This window comes from Hyphomonadaceae bacterium BL14 (genome assembly GCA_027627705.1).
In the GTDB taxonomy this organism is placed as follows: Bacteria; Pseudomonadota; Alphaproteobacteria; order Caulobacterales; family Maricaulaceae; genus Oceanicaulis.
The window spans coordinates 1,830,590-1,846,513 of the sequence record CP091242.1; the positions used below are offsets into that span (position 1 = coordinate 1,830,590).

The 15,924-nt window shown below is 64.3% G+C and carries 16 protein-coding genes; 9 read left to right on the plus strand and 7 right to left on the minus strand.

The window, feature by feature from the left end; genetic code table 11:
* Positions 1-89 precede the first annotated feature (89 nt).
* Positions 90-1,658: a phytoene desaturase family protein gene (crtI, locus tag L2D00_08870; protein ID WBQ11957.1), complete on the minus strand. Its 1,569-nt coding sequence runs from the start codon at positions 1,656-1,658 to the stop codon at positions 90-92.
* Positions 1,659-1,743: 85 nt separating this feature from the next.
* On the opposite strand from crtI, the gene L2D00_08875 reads away from it, so the two are divergent.
* The 9 genes from L2D00_08875 to pufM all read left to right on the plus strand — a co-directional run bounded on the left by L2D00_08875 (position 1,744) and on the right by pufM (position 11,349).
* Complete coding sequence (locus L2D00_08875) at positions 1,744-2,610, plus strand: polyprenyl synthetase family protein (GenBank protein ID WBQ11958.1); 867 nt, start codon at positions 1,744-1,746, stop codon at positions 2,608-2,610.
* 8 nt (positions 2,611-2,618) lie between these two features.
* Complete coding sequence (locus tag L2D00_08880; GenBank protein WBQ11959.1) at positions 2,619-3,722, plus strand: methyltransferase; 1,104 nt, start codon at positions 2,619-2,621, stop codon at positions 3,720-3,722.
* An 80-nt stretch (positions 3,723-3,802) separates the two neighbouring features.
* Complete coding sequence (gene bchC, locus L2D00_08885; GenBank protein WBQ11960.1) at positions 3,803-4,738, plus strand: chlorophyll synthesis pathway protein BchC; 936 nt, start codon at positions 3,803-3,805, stop codon at positions 4,736-4,738.
* Positions 4,738-5,733, plus strand: coding sequence for a chlorophyllide a reductase iron protein subunit X (locus L2D00_08890; GenBank protein WBQ11961.1), 996 nt, complete (start codon positions 4,738-4,740; stop codon positions 5,731-5,733). The genes bchC and L2D00_08890 overlap by 1 nt, the downstream gene beginning before the upstream one ends.
* A gap of 10 nt (positions 5,734-5,743) precedes the next feature.
* Positions 5,744-7,405, plus strand: coding sequence for a chlorophyllide a reductase subunit Y (gene bchY, locus L2D00_08895; protein ID WBQ11962.1), 1,662 nt, complete (start codon positions 5,744-5,746; stop codon positions 7,403-7,405).
* Positions 7,399-8,853 (plus strand): chlorophyllide a reductase subunit Z, encoded by a 1,455-nt coding sequence (bchZ, locus tag L2D00_08900; GenBank protein ID WBQ11963.1) that lies wholly within the window; start codon positions 7,399-7,401, stop codon positions 8,851-8,853. Before bchY ends, bchZ begins: the two co-directional genes overlap by 7 nt.
* Positions 8,854-9,293: 440 nt before the next feature.
* On the plus strand, positions 9,294-9,443 hold the full coding sequence (locus tag L2D00_08905) for a light-harvesting protein (protein WBQ11964.1): 150 nt from the start codon (positions 9,294-9,296) through the stop codon (positions 9,441-9,443).
* A 144-nt stretch (positions 9,444-9,587) separates the two neighbouring features.
* The gene (gene pufL, locus L2D00_08910) at positions 9,588-10,409 is read left to right on the plus strand and encodes a photosynthetic reaction center subunit L (GenBank protein WBQ11965.1); all 822 of its coding nucleotides are present in this window, start codon (positions 9,588-9,590) and stop codon (positions 10,407-10,409) included.
* A 13-nt stretch (positions 10,410-10,422) separates the two neighbouring features.
* The gene (pufM, locus tag L2D00_08915; protein WBQ11966.1) at positions 10,423-11,349 is read left to right on the plus strand and encodes a photosynthetic reaction center subunit M; all 927 of its coding nucleotides are present in this window, start codon (positions 10,423-10,425) and stop codon (positions 11,347-11,349) included.
* A 145-nt stretch (positions 11,350-11,494) separates the two neighbouring features.
* On the opposite strand, the gene L2D00_08920 is transcribed toward pufM, so the two are convergent.
* The 6 genes from L2D00_08920 to L2D00_08945 are packed head-to-tail and all read right to left on the minus strand — an operon-like array spanning position 11,495 to position 15,908.
* A complete protein-coding gene (locus L2D00_08920) occupies positions 11,495-12,061 on the minus strand; it encodes an NUDIX domain-containing protein (protein ID WBQ11967.1) in 567 nt (188 codons plus the stop codon).
* The gene (gene hemA, locus L2D00_08925) at positions 12,028-13,248 is read right to left on the minus strand and encodes a 5-aminolevulinate synthase (GenBank protein WBQ14501.1); all 1,221 of its coding nucleotides are present in this window, start codon (positions 13,246-13,248) and stop codon (positions 12,028-12,030) included. The genes L2D00_08920 and hemA overlap by 34 nt, the downstream gene beginning before the upstream one ends.
* Positions 13,249-13,262: 14 nt before the next feature.
* On the minus strand, positions 13,263-14,039 hold the full coding sequence (locus L2D00_08930; GenBank protein ID WBQ11968.1) for a DUF3623 domain-containing protein: 777 nt from the start codon (positions 14,037-14,039) through the stop codon (positions 13,263-13,265).
* An 11-nt stretch (positions 14,040-14,050) separates the two neighbouring features.
* Entirely contained in the window at positions 14,051-15,139 is a 1,089-nt protein-coding gene (gene acsF, locus L2D00_08935; protein WBQ11969.1) for a magnesium-protoporphyrin IX monomethyl ester (oxidative) cyclase, read from the minus strand.
* Complete coding sequence (locus L2D00_08940; GenBank protein ID WBQ11970.1) at positions 15,136-15,429, minus strand: hypothetical protein; 294 nt, start codon at positions 15,427-15,429, stop codon at positions 15,136-15,138. Before L2D00_08940 ends, acsF begins: the two co-directional genes overlap by 4 nt.
* Positions 15,426-15,908, minus strand: coding sequence for a hypothetical protein (locus tag L2D00_08945; GenBank protein ID WBQ11971.1), 483 nt, complete (start codon positions 15,906-15,908; stop codon positions 15,426-15,428). The genes L2D00_08940 and L2D00_08945 overlap by 4 nt, the downstream gene beginning before the upstream one ends.
* Positions 15,909-15,924 lie beyond the last annotated feature (16 nt).

Genomic DNA, 15,924 nt, shown 5'->3' on the forward strand with positions numbered 1-15,924 from the left:
GAGGCAAACATTAAGCGCGCAATGATTGAGCGGATCACCCCGGCCCGACCAAGCGTAATAGGGTGAGAAGACACTGCCCAGAAGCGCGATCAGGACGAGGGCGAACCGTCCGTCCTCGCTGACCGCGTCGGCATAGACCCAGCGATATCCGCCGGGTGGAAGCGCCGCATCGAAGCCAAATCGGCCAAGATCGAGCGTGCCGCGATCCGCCCCGACAGCATCGCCGTGGGCACGCCCGGCCCCGGATGCACGCCGCCCCCCGCCAGGTACAGACCCGGCAGCCGGGTGCGCGCGCCCGGCCTCTGGAACGCCGCCTGCCAGCCGTGCAGGGCTCTGCCGTATATGGCCCCGCCGGACCCGGGACAGAGCCTGGCGAAACCGTCCGGCGCTGTTGTGGCGATGCTTTCGAGGTCGAGGTCGAGACCGCGCGCCTGCAACCGGTTGAGTGTCAGATCGAGCCATGCATCCGTCTCCCGGGCCGTATATGTGCGCGCATCGCCATCCGCGGGCGCATTGATCAGAATCAGAAACCGTTCGGGGCCGTCAGGCGGCGGCCCTGCGCCGCGATCTTGCGCGCAAACATAGACCGTCGGGTCATCAGGAATGCGGCCTTCAGCAAACAAGGCGTCAAACTCGGCGGCATAATTGCTTGAAAAAACAACATTGTGCCGATCCAGCGCGAAGCCGTGGGGCCGCCCTGTGGCCGTCCATACCAGCGCCGAGAGACTGCGCGGCAGCCGCGCCGCGCCCAGAGCCGGGGCCGCTGCCTGGCCAAGCAGGCCCTGACGCAGGGCGTCGGGATCAGCATTGGACAGAACCGCGCGCGCAGCCAGAACCTCACCAGATCCCAACCTGACCCCGCAGGCCCGCCCGCCCTCGACAATGACCTGCTCGACGGCCTCGCCATAGCGGATCTCACATCCCAGCCGAGCCGCAAAGGCGGCCATGCCGTGCGCCAGCCGGCTCATGCCGCCTTTGACGTACCAGACGCCGCGCTGCTCCAGCTCGGCGATCATCATGAGCGTGGCCGGCGCCTGATAGGGCGACGCGCCGCAATAGGTGGCGTAGCGGCCAAACAGCTGGCGCAGCCGGGGATCCGGAAAGTAATCTCCCAACGCATCCCAGAGGCTGGAGAATGGCCTCAGCGTCAGCGCCCCACGCGGATTATGCCGCAGCATGCGGCCGGCCAGGCTGACCGGCGACGACTGGGGCATTTGCATGAAGTTCCTGTCCAGAGCCTCATAGAGCCTGCAACCATCCGACAGGAAACGGCGGAACAATCCGGCTTGCCGCGCCCCGCAGAAACGGCCCACCTCATCAATGGAACGCTCGGGATCTGCAAACAGGTCGAACGTGTCCTCTGCATCCCAGGCATGGCGGGCCAGGCGCTCGGCCGGGATGAGGCCGACATAGTCTTCAAATGTGGCCCCGGCCTCCTCGAACAGGCGGTCAAAGGCGCTTCGAAGCGTCATCACGGTCGGACCGGCGTCAATGTCCTGCCCGCCTACATGGAGCGCGCGCATCTTCCCGCCGGGGACGTCAGCCCGCTCGACAAGGGTCACCGGCAAGCCGCGCGACGCGAGGTCAATCGCGGCCGCCAGCCCGCCGACGCCGGCACCGATAATGACCGCGCCGTGCTCAGACCGCGTCCGCATCATTGACAGCCCAAGCTGAAGTGTCCAATCATCATAACACTTAAAGTGACAGGTATTCTTGACGCTCGCAAGCGATGAGGAGCGGGACATGGACGCGGACGCACGCATTGAGGCCAAGCTTCACGCCGCAATCGAGCGGGCTGGCGGCAAGGGATGCCCGCCCCGCTTTTCCGAAGCGCTGGCCTATGCGGTGTTTCCCGGCGGCGCTCGGGTCAGGCCGCAGCTTTTGCTGGCTGTGGCGGCTGCTTGTGGCGATCCGGCTCCGGACCTTGCCGATTCAGCCGCCGCCGCACTTGAGCTACTGCATTGCGCGTCGCTGGTTCATGATGACCTTCCTGCCTTTGATGACGCCAGCCTGCGCCGCGGAAAGCCCACCGTGCACGCCGTATTCGGGCAACCTCTGGCGATTCTCACGGGCGATGCGCTGATCGCGCTGGCCTTCGAAACGATCGCGCTGGCGAAAGCGCCTGACCTATCGCGCCTTCCGGCCCTGACTGCACTGATCGCGCGCTCCATCGGCGCGCCGAACGGAATCTCGGCCGGCCAGGCGTGGGAAAGCGAACCGGCGATACCGCTGGAGCAGTATCACCGCGCAAAGACCGGCGCACTCTTCGTCGCTGCAACCATGGGCGGGGCGCTGGTGGCAGGCGGGAACCCGGAGCGCTGGCGGACTTTGGGTCAAAAGATCGGTGAAGCCTATCAGATCGCTGACGATATAATGGATGCTGCAGGCGGCGGCGAGGCGGGCAAGGGAGCCGGAAAGGATGCGCAGCTCTGTCGGCCCAACTGCGTTCACGAGCTTGGCATGGACGGGGCGATTGGCCGGCTGAAGGCGCGCGTGTCCGAAGCCGTAACGTCAATTCCCGGCGTCAATGGTGCCGACCGGTTACGCCAGATCGTCACCGCCCAGGCTCATCGACTTGTACCCAAGAACATAGCCGTGCCCGCAGAGTAGAGCCGCACATGGGCTGGCGGTCTGCTCTGGGTGATCTTCGCAATGGGCTGGTGTCAGATCCGGGCTTCCGGCGCTGGGCCAAAGCCTTCCCGGCCACGCGCGGCAGCGCCAGGGCCAGTGCGCGCTCGCTTTTCGACCTTTTTGCCGGCTTCGTCTATTCCCAGACTGTACTGGCATGCGTCCAGGCCGACCTGTTCACCTTTCTCAAGGACGGTCCCCAGCCGGTCGAGGCGATCGCCGCCCATGCAGAGCTGCCCTTGGACGGTGCAGCACTGCTGGCGCGCGCTGCGGCATCTCTCAAACTTCTCGAACCGCGCAGCGGCGAGCGTTTTGCGCTTGGCCCACTGGGCGCGGCGCTGATCGGCGAACCAGGCCTGGCCGCCATGGTGCAGCATCACCGCCTGCTATATCAGGACCTCATCGACCCCATGGTGGTGCTGCGCGGGCAGACGCCGGGCCAGCTGGCTGATTTCTGGGGCTATGGGCGCGGCGACGGCGCGTCGGGCCGCCCGGACGCCTATTCCGCCCTCATGGCCGCCACCCTGCCCATGGTCGCCGAGGAGGTGTTCGCGGCAGTAGACCTCAAAAAATACAACACGCTTCTGGATGTGGGCGGCGGCGAAGGCGCATTCGTGAAAGAGGCTGCGCGCGCCGCGCCCCGGCTCTCGCTCGCCCTGTTCGATCTTCCGCCTGTAGCGGCCCGGGCGCGCGAGCGCCTCGCCGAAGCCGGTCTGGCCGATCGCGCCAACATCCATGGCGGCAGCTTCCTTACGGACACGCTGCCCTCCGGGGCTGATCTGATCTCTCTGGTGCGCATCATTCATGATCACAGCGATGACGATGTCATGCGCCTGTTACGCGCCTGCCGCGAATCGATAGCGCCGGGCGGCACGCTTCTGGTCGCCGAACCCATGGCTGACGCCCCCGGCGCCGCGCCCATGGGGGACGCCTATTTCGGATTCTATCTCGCGGCGATGGGCGCAGGCCGGCCGCGTAACGCGGCCCGATTGGCCCGCATGCTGGGCGATGCAGGCTTTGCCGGCGCACGCGTCCACCGGTCGCGAATCCCCCTTATCGCCAGTGTCATGACCGCGCGAACCGGAAAAGCGTAAATCAGAATTGACTGTGGACAGTGTCAATGTAAACTGACAGATGACGCCTTAATCCGACCACAAGCCTGGGGAGGCAAAACTTGGACGCCCTCGCTATCGTTCTCGAAGAGCCCAAGCGCATTGCGCTGAACAGGCTCGATATCGCCGCGCCCGGCGATCAGGACGTGGTGGTCGAAATCGCCTGGTCAGGCGTGAGTACGGGTACCGAGCGCCTGCTCTGGTCCGGCACGATGCCGGCCTTCCCCGGTATGGGCTATCCGCTGGTCCCCGGTTACGAATCCATTGGACGCGTCGTTGAGGCAGGGCCCGCTTCGGGCCGGGCTGAAGGCGACTGGGTCTTTGTTCCGGGCTCACAATGCTTTGGCGCAGTGCGCGGCCTGTTTGGCGGCTCCGCCTCGCGGGTCACCCTGCCCGGCGCGCGCGTCACCCCGGTCGATGAAAATCTCGGCGAGCGCGGCGTGCTGCTGGCGCTGGCCGCCACCGCCTATCACGCCATGGCCAACACCAGTGTCGCGCCGGATCTGATCATCGGACATGGGGCGCTCGGCCGTTTGCTGGCGCGCATCGCGGTCGCCTCCGGCGGGCCTGCCCCGACGGTGTGGGAAATCAACCCGATGCGCATGGATGGCGCGGACGGCTATCCGGTCATCCGCCCCGAAGACGATGCGCGGCGCGATTATCGCGCGATCTATGACGTCAGCGGGGATTCCTCCCTGCTCGACTCGCTGGTGGGCCGGCTGGCCAAGGGTGGCGAGATCGTCCTGGCGGGCTTTTACGCCGAACGGCTGAGCTTCAATTTCGCACCCGCCTTCATGAAAGAAGCCCGCCTGCGCATCGCGGCGGAATTCAATCCCGGCGACCTTGAGGGCGTCGGACACCTGCTCAATAGCGGCGCGCTGTCACTGGATGGACTGATCACCCATTACAGCGCGCCCGATGCGGCCGGAGAGGCGTACGAAACCGCTTTCTCCGACGCCAACTGCCTGAAAATGATCATTGATTGGAGTGCCCATTAATGGATGGCGAATTCAAGCAAGACAGCGGCTCTGACGCGCTTCGGCGTGAAGCGGCGATCGAGCCCGATGCGGTCCATACCGGACCGATCAAGAAGACCACACAGGTCATCGCCATCTATGGCAAGGGCGGGATCGGCAAGTCGTTCACCCTGTCCAATCTCAGCTATATGATGGCCCAGCTGGGCAAGAAGGTCCTGCTGATCGGTTGCGACCCGAAGAGCGATACGACCTCGCTCCTGTTCGGCGGCCGCGCCTGCCCCACCATTATCGAGACCTCGTCCAAGAAAAAACTGGCGGGCGAAGCTGTCGCCATTGGTGATGTCTGCTTCAAGCGCGACGGCGTGTTCGCCATGGAGCTCGGCGGACCGGAAGTCGGCCGCGGCTGCGGCGGACGTGGCATCATTCACGGGTTCGAGCTTCTGGAAAGCCTCGGCTTCCACGAGTGGGATTTCGACTATGTCCTGCTGGACTTCCTGGGCGACGTGGTGTGCGGCGGCTTCGGCCTGCCGATCGCCCGCGACATGTGCCAGAAGGTGATCGTGGTCGGCTCCAACGACCTGCAATCGCTCTACGTGGCCAACAATGTCTGCTCGGCGGTGGAGTATTTCCGCAAGCTGGGCGGCAATGTCGGTGTGGCCGGCCTGGTCATCAACAAGGATGACGGCACGGGCGAGGCCCAGGCCTTCGCCAAGCAGGTCGGCATTCCGGTTCTGGCCGCCATTCCGGCCGATGACGACATCCGCAAGAAGAGCGCCAATTACGAGATCATTGGCCGTCCCGGTTCGCCCTGGGCGGCGCTGTTTGAAGAGCTGGGGATCAATGTCGCCGACGCGCCTCCGGTGCAGCCCTCGCCGTTGAGCCAGGACGAGCTTTTGGCCCTGTTCGACTCCCAGGAGGCCGAAGGCTTCTCCATGACGCCGGCGACCTCGGCGGACATGTGCGGGCTCAACCATGTTGAAAAGCCCTCCCTTGAAGTCGTGTACGACGAAGTCTGAGGGCAGCGGCATGGCGAAAGACTCTGTGACTCTGATCAATACCCGCTCCGGTGGAGAGGTGCGTTATGACGGTGCCGGCGAGACATCGCTGGACGATACCGCCGTGGTGAGCGCGCCCGTCCAGGCCATGACCGCACCGGGTGACGCATCAGCGGCGCAGGGCATGCCGTCTGCGGCGGCGGGCGATGGGTCGGGCTGTCACGCCGGCGCGGAAAAAATGCTGGCCCAGGCGAAAGCCTCGGGCGCGTCAGAGATTCTCGAGCAATACGAGAAAGACTATCCCAAAGGCCCCCACGACCAGCCGCAATCCATGTGCCCGGCCTTCGGCTCGCTGCGCGTGGGGCTGCGCATGCGCCGCACCGCGACGATCCTGTCGGGCTCGGCCTGCTGCGTGTACGGGCTGACCTTCACCTCGCACTTTTACGGCGCGCGCCGGACGGTGGGCTATGTTCCGTTCAATTCGGAAACGCTGGTCACCGGCAAGCTGTTCGAGGACATCCGTGACGCAGTCTATGACATGGCCGACCCGGACAATTACGACGCCATCGTGATCACCAATCTGTGTGTCCCGACCGCGTCCGGGGTACCGTTGCGTCTTCTGCCCAAGGAAATCAACGGCGTGCGCATCATCGGCATCGACGTGCCGGGCTTTGGCGTACCGACCCATGCCGAGGCCAAGGACGTTCTGGCCGGCGCGATGCTCAATTACGCCCGCACCGAGGCCGAGCTCGGCCCGGTCCAGGCACCCGACCGTCCGCGCGACGAGCGCCCCACGGTGACCTTGCTGGGCGAGATGTTCCCGGCGGATCCGGTGGTGATCGGCCGCCTGCTTGAGCCTATGGGCCTGGGGGCCGGACCGGTGGTCCCGACGCGCGAATGGCGCGAGCTCTATGCCGCGCTCGACAGCCAGGTCGTCGGCGCGATCCACCCCTTCTACACCGCCTCCATCCGCGAGTTCAAAGCCGCCGGGCGCGCCATTGTCGGTTCCGCGCCGGTGGGCCGCGACGGCACAGCGGCCTGGCTTGAGGCCATCGGCGCGGCGGCCAATGTCTCCAACGCGAAGATCGAAGCGGCCAAGCAGGCGGTCCTGCCGGCCATCGAGGGCGCGCTCAAGGCCAAGCCGATCCAGGGCCGCATCACCCTGTCGGGCTATGAAGGCTCTGAGTTGCTGGTCGCGCGCCTGCTGGTCGAAAGCGGCGCGGACGTGCGATATGTCGGCACCGCCTGCCCCAAGACGCCCTGGTCGGCGGATGATCTCGAATGGCTGACCGCCAAGGGCGTCCACGTCCAGTTCCGTGCATCGCTGGAACAGGACATGGCGGCGTTCCGCGAGTTCAAGCCCGATCTGGCCATCGGCACGACGCCAGTGGTGCAGGCGGTAAAAGAGACCGGCACGCCGTCGCTCTACTTTACCAATCTCATCTCCGCCCGGCCCCTGATGGGTCCGGCGGGTGCCGGCTCCCTGGCCGAAGTCGTCAATGCGGCCATGGGCTCCAAACACCGCTTTGACACCATGCGCGACTTCTTTGAGGGCGTCGGTACCGGCCATGCGGCCGGGGTGTGGGAAGACACGCCCGAGGATGTGCGCACCTTCCGCATGAAAGAGGCCCGCAAGCGCTTCAGCGCCGAAAAAGCCCGCGAAAAAGCGATCGAGGCGCCGACAGGATGCTAGTACTCGATCACGACAGGGCCGGTGGATACTGGGGCGCGGTATATGTCTTCACTGCGGTGAAGGGCCTGCAGGTCATCATCGACGGACCGGTGGGATGCGAAAACCTGCCCGTCACGTCCGTCCTCCACTATACAGACGCTCTGCCGCCCCATGAGCTGCCCATTGTGGTCACGGGGCTCAGCGAAGACGAAATGGGCGCAGGCACCGAAGAGGCCATGAAGCGCGCCCATGCCGTGCTGGAGCCCGACCTGCCCGCGGTGGTGGTTACCGGCTCCATCGCCGAGATGATCGGCGGCGGCGTGACGCCCGAGGGCATGAATATCCATCGCTTCCTGCCGCGCACGATCGACGAGGATCAGTGGCAGAGCGCCGACCGCGCCCTCCTGTGGCTGTGGACCGAATACGGTGCCAAGCATGGCAAGCGGCCCAAGGCGAAAAAACGCGCCGAGGGTGCCAAGCCGCGCGTGAATATCATTGGCCCGGCCTATGGCATGTTCAACATGCCGTCAGACCTCGCCGAAATCCGCCGCCTGATCGAAGGCATCGGCGCGGAGGTCAACATGGTCTTCCCGCTGGGAAGCCACCTGGCCAATGCGCCGCGCCTGGTCGATGCCGACGTCAATATCTGCATGTATCGCGAGTTCGGGCGGCTTCTGTGCGAAGCGCTCGACATGCCGTATCTGCAGGCGCCCATCGGCCTGCATTCGACCACCAAATTCCTGCGCAAGCTGGCTGAATTGCTCGAGCTGGACGCCGAGCCCTTCATCGAGCGCGAGCGCCACACCACGATCAAGCCGCTCTGGGATCTGTGGCGGTCGGTCACCCAGGACTTTTTCGGCACGGCGAGCTTTGCCGTGGTGGCCAACGAGACCTACGCCCGGGGCCTGAAGCATTTCCTCCACGAGGAGATGGGTCTGCCGTGCACCTTCGCCTTCTCCCGGCGCGCCGGCGTGAAGCCGGACAATGCCGCCGTGCGCCAGGCGATCAAGGACACGCCGCCCTTCATCATGTTCGGCAGCTTCAACGAGCGCATGTATCTGGCCGAGACCGGCGGACGCGCGCGCTTCATCCCCGCCTCTTTCCCGGGCGCGGTGATCCGCCGGCACACCGGCACGCCCTTCATGGGCTATTCGGGCGCCACCTACATCATCCAGGAAACCTGCAACGCGCTGTTCGACGCGCTGTTCCACATCCTGCCCCTGGGCACGGACATGGACCGCGCGCCCGCCACGCCCGCACGCCTCGCCCGCGAGCTTACCTGGGACAGCGATGCGCGCGCCCTCCTGGACGAACTGGTGTCGCGCGAGCCCATCTTGGTGCGCATATCGGCCGCCAAGCAGCTGCGCGACGCGGCGGAACACGACGCACGCTCAGCCGGCGAGACCCGGGTGTCGACCACCCGTGTGGCCAAGACCGGGCGGGCCTTGAAGGCAGGGAGTCCGGCATGACGCAGGCCCCACACATGAAGAATCGTGCGGGTGAAACCTGCATCCCCGTGCCAGCGGCCAAGTGGGCGGCGCCGGGGTATGCGGCGACACCCGGTCGAAAGAACATTTCACACCAGAACCTGACCACTGGTGCGGATGAGCCAGATCTTGACTTGATCTGGTGCCCTTGCCGCGAGGGTTCTGCGCGGTAACCGCCGACAGGCAAAAGGGAGGTCATTCCTATGGCTTCAGATAGAGAGTCTCTTTCGGGGCTCACCCACGGAGAGGCGCAAGAGATTCATCGCTATTTTGTGAAAAGTGCGATCCTCATGTCCCTCTTCCCGTTTCTCGCACACGTTTCACTGTGGCTCTACAAGCCTTGGCTCTCGTTCTAGAGTCACGCAACAAAAGGAATCGAGACAATGTGGAGAGTTTGGCTTCTGTTTGATCCGCGCCGCGTAATGATCGCGCTCGCGGTATTTTTGTTCACCCTCGCAGTGCTTATCCATTTCATCCTGCTCTCAAGTGACAGGTACAACTGGATTGATGGCGCAGCGGGCGGTGGCGCTTCGGCGTCACTGAGCCAGGACGTTGAAGTCGTCAACCTCTAGCAGGTTGAGCATCTTGATGCCGCCCCATTCAGGGGCAGCAAGCCGGACACGTATGTGTGTTCCGGTCAATGCTGACGGCCGTACAGCGGTGCCGGGCTCCATGCGCCCGGCACCGCCCGGACGACCGATAACGGAGACAGCGCAATGGCATTATTGAGTTACGAGCGCAAATATCGGGTCCGCGGCGGAACGCTGATCGGCGGTGATCTGTTTGATTTCTGGGTCGGTCCGTTCTTTGTCGGCTTCTTCGGCGTGACCACGATTTTCTTCGCGGTGCTGGGCACCGGGCTGATCTTTTTCGCTGCCTCGCTCGGCGATACCTGGAATCCCTGGCTGATCGACATTCAGCCACCTGACGTCAGCTACGGGCTTGCCCTGGCGCCGATGCGGGAAGGCGGTCTGTGGCAGATCATCACGATCTGCGCAACGGGTGCTTTTGTATCCTGGGCCCTGCGAGAAGTGGAAATCTGCCGCAAGCTGGGCATCGGCTATCACGTGCCCATCGCCTTTGGTGTGGCGATCTTCGCCTTTGTGACCCTCAACGTGTTCCGGCCCATGCTGCTGGGTGCCTGGGGGGAAGGTTTCCCCTACGGCATCATGAGTCACCTCGATTGGGTCTCCAACGTGGGCTACGCCTACGTGAACTTCCACTACAACCCGGCGCACATGATCGCGGTGAGCTTCTTCTTCATCACGACCTTCGCCTTGGGCCTTCACGGCGCGCTTGTTCTGTCGGCGACCAATCCCGGCAAGGGCAAGACGGTGAAGACGCCGGACCACGAAGACACCTTCTTCCGAGACATCCTGGGCTATTCTATCGGCCCGCTGGGGATCCACCGTCTGGGCTTGTTCCTCGCCCTGTCGGCCGGTTTCTGGAGCGCAGTCTGCATCATCATCTCCGGACCCTGGGTCCGGTCATGGGTGGACTGGTGGGAATGGTGGCGCGAGCTGCCGATCTGGAGCTGAGCGGAGACATATGATGACAACCTATCAAAACATCTTCACCCAGGTTCAGGTCCGCGGTCCGGTCGAGCAGGGCGTACACCTGCCGGCCGGCGACGAACCGCGCTATGGCGGGGGTTTCTTCAGCCACCTGCTGGGCCGGATCGGCAACGCCCAGATCGGTCCGATCTATCTCGGCTTCACCGGTGTCGCCTCGCTCATCTGCGGCTTCATCGCGATCGAGATCATCGGGCTGAACATGCTGGCCTCGGTGAACTGGGACCCGCTGGCTTTCGGCCGCGAGTTCTTCTGGCTGACCCTGGATCCCCCGGGACCTGAATACGGCTTCCAGCCCTTCGTGCCTCTCAATGAGGGCGGATGGTACATATTGGCCGGCTTCTTCCTGACCGCGTCCATCCTGCTGTGGTGGGTGCGCACATACCGGCGCGCCATCCAGCTCGGCCTGGGCACCCATGTGGCCTGGGCGTTCGCCTCGGCGATCTGGCTGTACCTGGTGCTGGGCTTTATCCGGCCCATGCTCATGGGTGACTGGTCCCAGGCGGTGCCGTTCGGCATTTTCAGCCATCTGGACTGGACCAATAACTTCTCCCTGATCTACGGGAACCTCTTCTACAACCCGTTCCACATGCTCTCGATCGCCTTCCTATATGGCTCAGCCCTGCTGTTCGCCATGCACGGCGCGACGATCCTGGCGGTGGGCCGGTTTGGTGGGGACCGCGAGATCGAGCAGATCACGGATCGCGGGACCGCCACCGAAAGGGCGGCGCTGTTCTGGCGCTGGACCATGGGCTTCAACGCGACGATGGAATCCATCCACCGTTGGGCATGGTGGTTCGCGGTCCTGACGACCCTGACGGGGGGAATCGGTATCCTGATCACAGGCACACTTGTGGACAACTGGTTCATCTGGGCCAGCGAGAACGGGATCGCGCGGCCGCTCTAGGGCCCCGCACGACCCATCCCTCGACGGGCATGCCAAAGACCCCCGGGCGGCGCACCCAGCGCTTCCCGGGGGTCTTTTTTGCAGTGATTGTGAACTTTGATTGTGAGCCGTGCCTTTTGAGCCAGCGCCCATCAGACCCCGGGTATTACCCCGTAAGCCCCAGCGCGTCCCAGCGCTCCAGATAGATACGCAGCCAGGGCGCAAAGCGCTCGGGAGCCTCCGCCACCTCACGCAGCAGCACCTCACGGCTTACCCAGCGCACGTCGCACACTTCCAACGGGTTCAGAGCGAAAGTGAGCGCACAGCGATCTACATGCGCGCGGAACAGGCGCACGCGCTCATATTCGACCATCCCGCCGCCGACATCAGCCCGGTAGGTGGTCTGGGCAAATTCGGTGAGATCGAGATCGACTCCCAGCTCCTCGCCGAGGCGCCGGCGGGCGCTGACGCACGCATCCTCACCCCAGTCGGGATGCGTACAGCAGGCGTTCGCCCACAGTCCGGCGCAGTGATATTTGCTGGCCGCCCGACGCTGCAGCAGCGTCTCGGGGCCATCAAAGACAAACACCGAGACAGCATCGTGCAACAGCCCCTCACGATGCGCTTTCAGCTTCTCCACAGGGAAGCGCGCGCCGTCAGGGCCGATGGCCGAAATGATGCGATCGTCCGGACCGGAGGTCAGGCGGCACCGTATTTTCGGTGCAGGGCGCATTCCGACCAGATTTCCGACAGGGCTGTGATCAGGCGATCAATGTCTGCATCGCTGTGGACCGGCGAGGGCGTGATGCGCAGGCGCTCGGTCCCTTTGGGCACGGTAGGATAGTTGATCGGCTGCACATAGATGCCGTGCTCGCTCATCAGCCAGTCGCTGATGCGCTTGCACTTGACCGGCTCGCCCACCATCACCGGCACGATATGGCTGGGATTGTCCAGGGTGGGAATACCCATGGCTGCGAGTTTGGCGCGCACGCGGCGCACATTGCGGCGCTGGCGCTGGCGCTCCATGTCGGAGACCTTGAGGTAGCGCACCGCCGCCAGCGCGCCGGCGGCCACGGCCGGCGGCAGGGCGGTGGTGAAGATAAAGCCCGAGGAGAAGGAGCGCACGAAGTCGCACATCGCGGCCGAGCCGGCGATGTAACCGCCCATGACGCCATAGGCCTTGCCCAGCGTGCCCTCGATCAGGGTGACGCGGTCCATCAGGCCTTCACGTTCGGCAATGCCGCCGCCGCGCGGGCCGTACAGGCCCACCGCATGCACTTCATCCAGATAGGTCATCGCGCAATGGCGCTCGGCCACGTCGCAGATCTCGGCAATGGGCGCGATGTCGCCATCCATGGAATAGACCGATTCAAACGCCACCAGCTTGGGCGCATCGGGATCAAGCTGGCTGAGGCGCCGGTCCAGGTCCTCGGGATCATTGTGCGCAAAGACATGCTTCTCGGCGCGCGAGTGGCGTATGCCCTCGATCATCGACGCATGGTTCTGCGCATCCGACATCACGATGCAGCCGGGAATGCGCGCCGCCAGCGTGCCCAGCGTCGCCCAGTTGGACACATAGCCCGACGTAAACAGCAGCGCGGCTTCCTTGCCATGCAGATCGGCCAGCTCACGCTCCAGCAGCACGTGATAGTGATTGGTGCCCGAGATATTGCGGGTCCCCCCCGCCCCGGCACCACAGCGGTCCAGCGCCTCATGCATGGCGTCGAGCACCACGGCGTTCTGGCCCATGCCCAGATAATCGTTCGAGCACCAGACCGTCACCTCGGTCTCGATATCGTCCTGGTGACGCGTGGCGACCGGGAAGGCACCTTTGCGCCGCTCGATATCATTGAAGACGCGGTAATTGCCTTCGGCTTTCAGATTGCTGAGCTCGTTTTCAAAAAATGCCTGGAAGTCCATCATGTCCCCTCCCCTCACAGATCGGGCGAGCGGCGCGGGTCGCGCGCCGGCAAGAGCCAACGCCACAGCGCTGCGTCAGGCAGCGGCAGGGCCAGAAACAGGTGTTCGAGCACGCCGAGGGCCGCAAGCGTCCCCAATAGCGCGAAGGCGGCCGCCTCAAAGGGCGAGGCAGCGGTGACGGCGCTCCAGATCAAAGCCCCGGTGATCAGCGCTATCACGCTGGTGGTGACGACAAAGAAGCACCCGGCCGGACGGGGGCTGAAATAACTGCGCAGATGGCCAAGCCGTCCGGGCAGGAACTGGTCTGTGAAATGGGGCGCGCCCAGGAAGAGATTGAATTTCGAGCTCAGCCGCAGGGCGAACAGCAGCACGAAGAGCTGAAGCGCCACCTGGTTAGCGGCGCCGAGGCTCATGACAGCCATCACCACGACCGTGGCCGCAATGGCCAGCTCATGATGCATCAGCGTCGCCGCCGCGGCCCGGAACCGCGGCCAGCCGGTCAGATTGTCCGGGCATGGCTTGCGGTTGGGGCCGGTGAGATAACCGAACAGGAAGCTCATCTCATGCCACGCCCACAGCGTCAGTGCGCACAGCGCACCGGCATAGGCACCGAACGGCGTCGTGATGTCACGCACCATCCAGAGACCGATCAGACTGCCCACCGCCAGCACGCTGACGATGGCCATCGCGGCACGGCGCGAGCGCTCGGAGCGCTCGCCCAGCATCAGGATCGCACCGGTGGAGAACCACCAGAGCGCCAGCATGGCGAGGATGGGGGCGACCAGGCTCATGCGCAGGCTCGCTACCAGACCGGTGCCAGGCGCACGTCTTCGGGCAGGTCGTGGCGCTGAACCGGATGCAGATACAGGGTGACAAAGGTGGTGAAGGCCTGGAAGGCGGCGACGCCGCGCTTGAGGCCGCCCATCACCCCGCCCTGCGCCTTGGCGTCCTCCATACGGCCCATCACCGCCCGCATGCGCTCAAGGCCAGCACGGAATTTCGGGCTGTCCGTGTCCAGCGTCAGCGGATACACCTGCCGCGTGATCTCGGTGGTCAGGCGGAAGACCTGATGATCGTATTCGGTGGGATCAACGCCCAGCGCCGCGTGGAAGTGCGGCCGCGCGTGATCGCGCACATACATGGTCGAATACACCGCCACCAGGAAGAAGCGGATCCACAGCTTGTTCATGCCGCGCAGAAGGTGCGGATTAGCGCGCATGATCAGCGCGAACGCCTCGCCATGGCGGAACTCGTCATTGCACCATTCCTTGAACCAGTTGAAAATCGGGTGGAACTGGTATTCGGGATTGCGCTCGAGCTGCCGGTAGATGGTGATGTAGCGCGCATAGCCGATCTTCTCCGACAGATACGTCGCATACAGAATGAATTTCGGCTTGAAGAAGGTGTATTTCTTGGTCTTGGTCAGGAAGCCGAGATCCACGCCGATCCCGTAATCCTTCAGACAGGTGTTGATGAAGCCGGCATGGCGGCTCTCATCACGCGCCATCATCTTGAACAGCTTGCGCATGTCGGGATTTTTCGTGTTCTTCACGATCTCCCCGTAGAGCACGCAGCCGGAAAACTCCGAGGTCAGCGAACTGACCAGGAAGTCCACGAATTCCTTGCGCAGACCCTCGGGCAGGCTCATGAGCGCGTTGTCGAACGCCTCTGTACGCTTGAAGTGACCCTTGTTGGGATCGGCTTCCATCTCGGCGATCAGCTTGTCCCATTCGGCGCGCATCGGCTCGACATCCAGCGCATCCATTTCCTTGAAGTCGGTCGTGTAGAAGCGCGGGCTCAAAATCGTGTCGGTCTGGGCCAGACGCGTGGATTCATTCGGTTCCTGGCGCGCACGGGGCGCAGCGGCAGTATCGAGGGTCGCGGTGTTCATAATTTCCTCCCGGCGGAAAAGCTGACTTCATAAAGCTCGGTGATTTCCAGGCGCGCCATGAAGCGCGTCCACTGGCGTGACAGCCAGCCCGCGCGCATGACGGTCGCCACCCGGTCATAGCGGGCGGACTCCCCGTAATTGACCCGGATCGGAGAGCCGTGCACGCGCACCCGGTCGCCCGGATAGATCGGCACATCACCGGCCAGCGCCACATGGGCGTGCAGATGTTCGTTTGTGTGCTCCACCTCGATGGTGCAGTTCACATCAAACTGGCGCGGACCCCGGCTCATGACGCGCTGCCTTCGGCTTCAGCACGCAGGCTTTGCTCGCCGCGCTCCAGTATCTCGGTGAAAGCGGCCAGATTATCCGGCCCGAAGGCGTTGAGATACATCTGCACGCCGCTGGCCGGATCGATCAGCCAGAGGGCGCCGCCTTCGAACCGCGACAATTGCACCGGCGTCTCGCGGCCCATGCCGCGCATGCGGCGCTGGCGCGCCACGGTGCGCATGATGGCGCGCACGAACACGCCTTCATTCTCGCCATACTCGATGAGACGCGCGCCCGTCACGGCATTGTCCACCGTGACCAGGCCGCGCGCTCCATCTTCAAAGAGGAGTTCGGTTGTCGCAATCGGTACGCCTTCGGGGGCATAACGCGCCCCGCCGCCGGTGAATTGCGTGACCGCCGCCAGAATGACCGTCAGCACGACAAGGACACCCATGCCCTGCACGGCGCGGCGGTGGATGACTTCCTGACGGTTCTCTTTCATGGGCTCGGTTTCCATC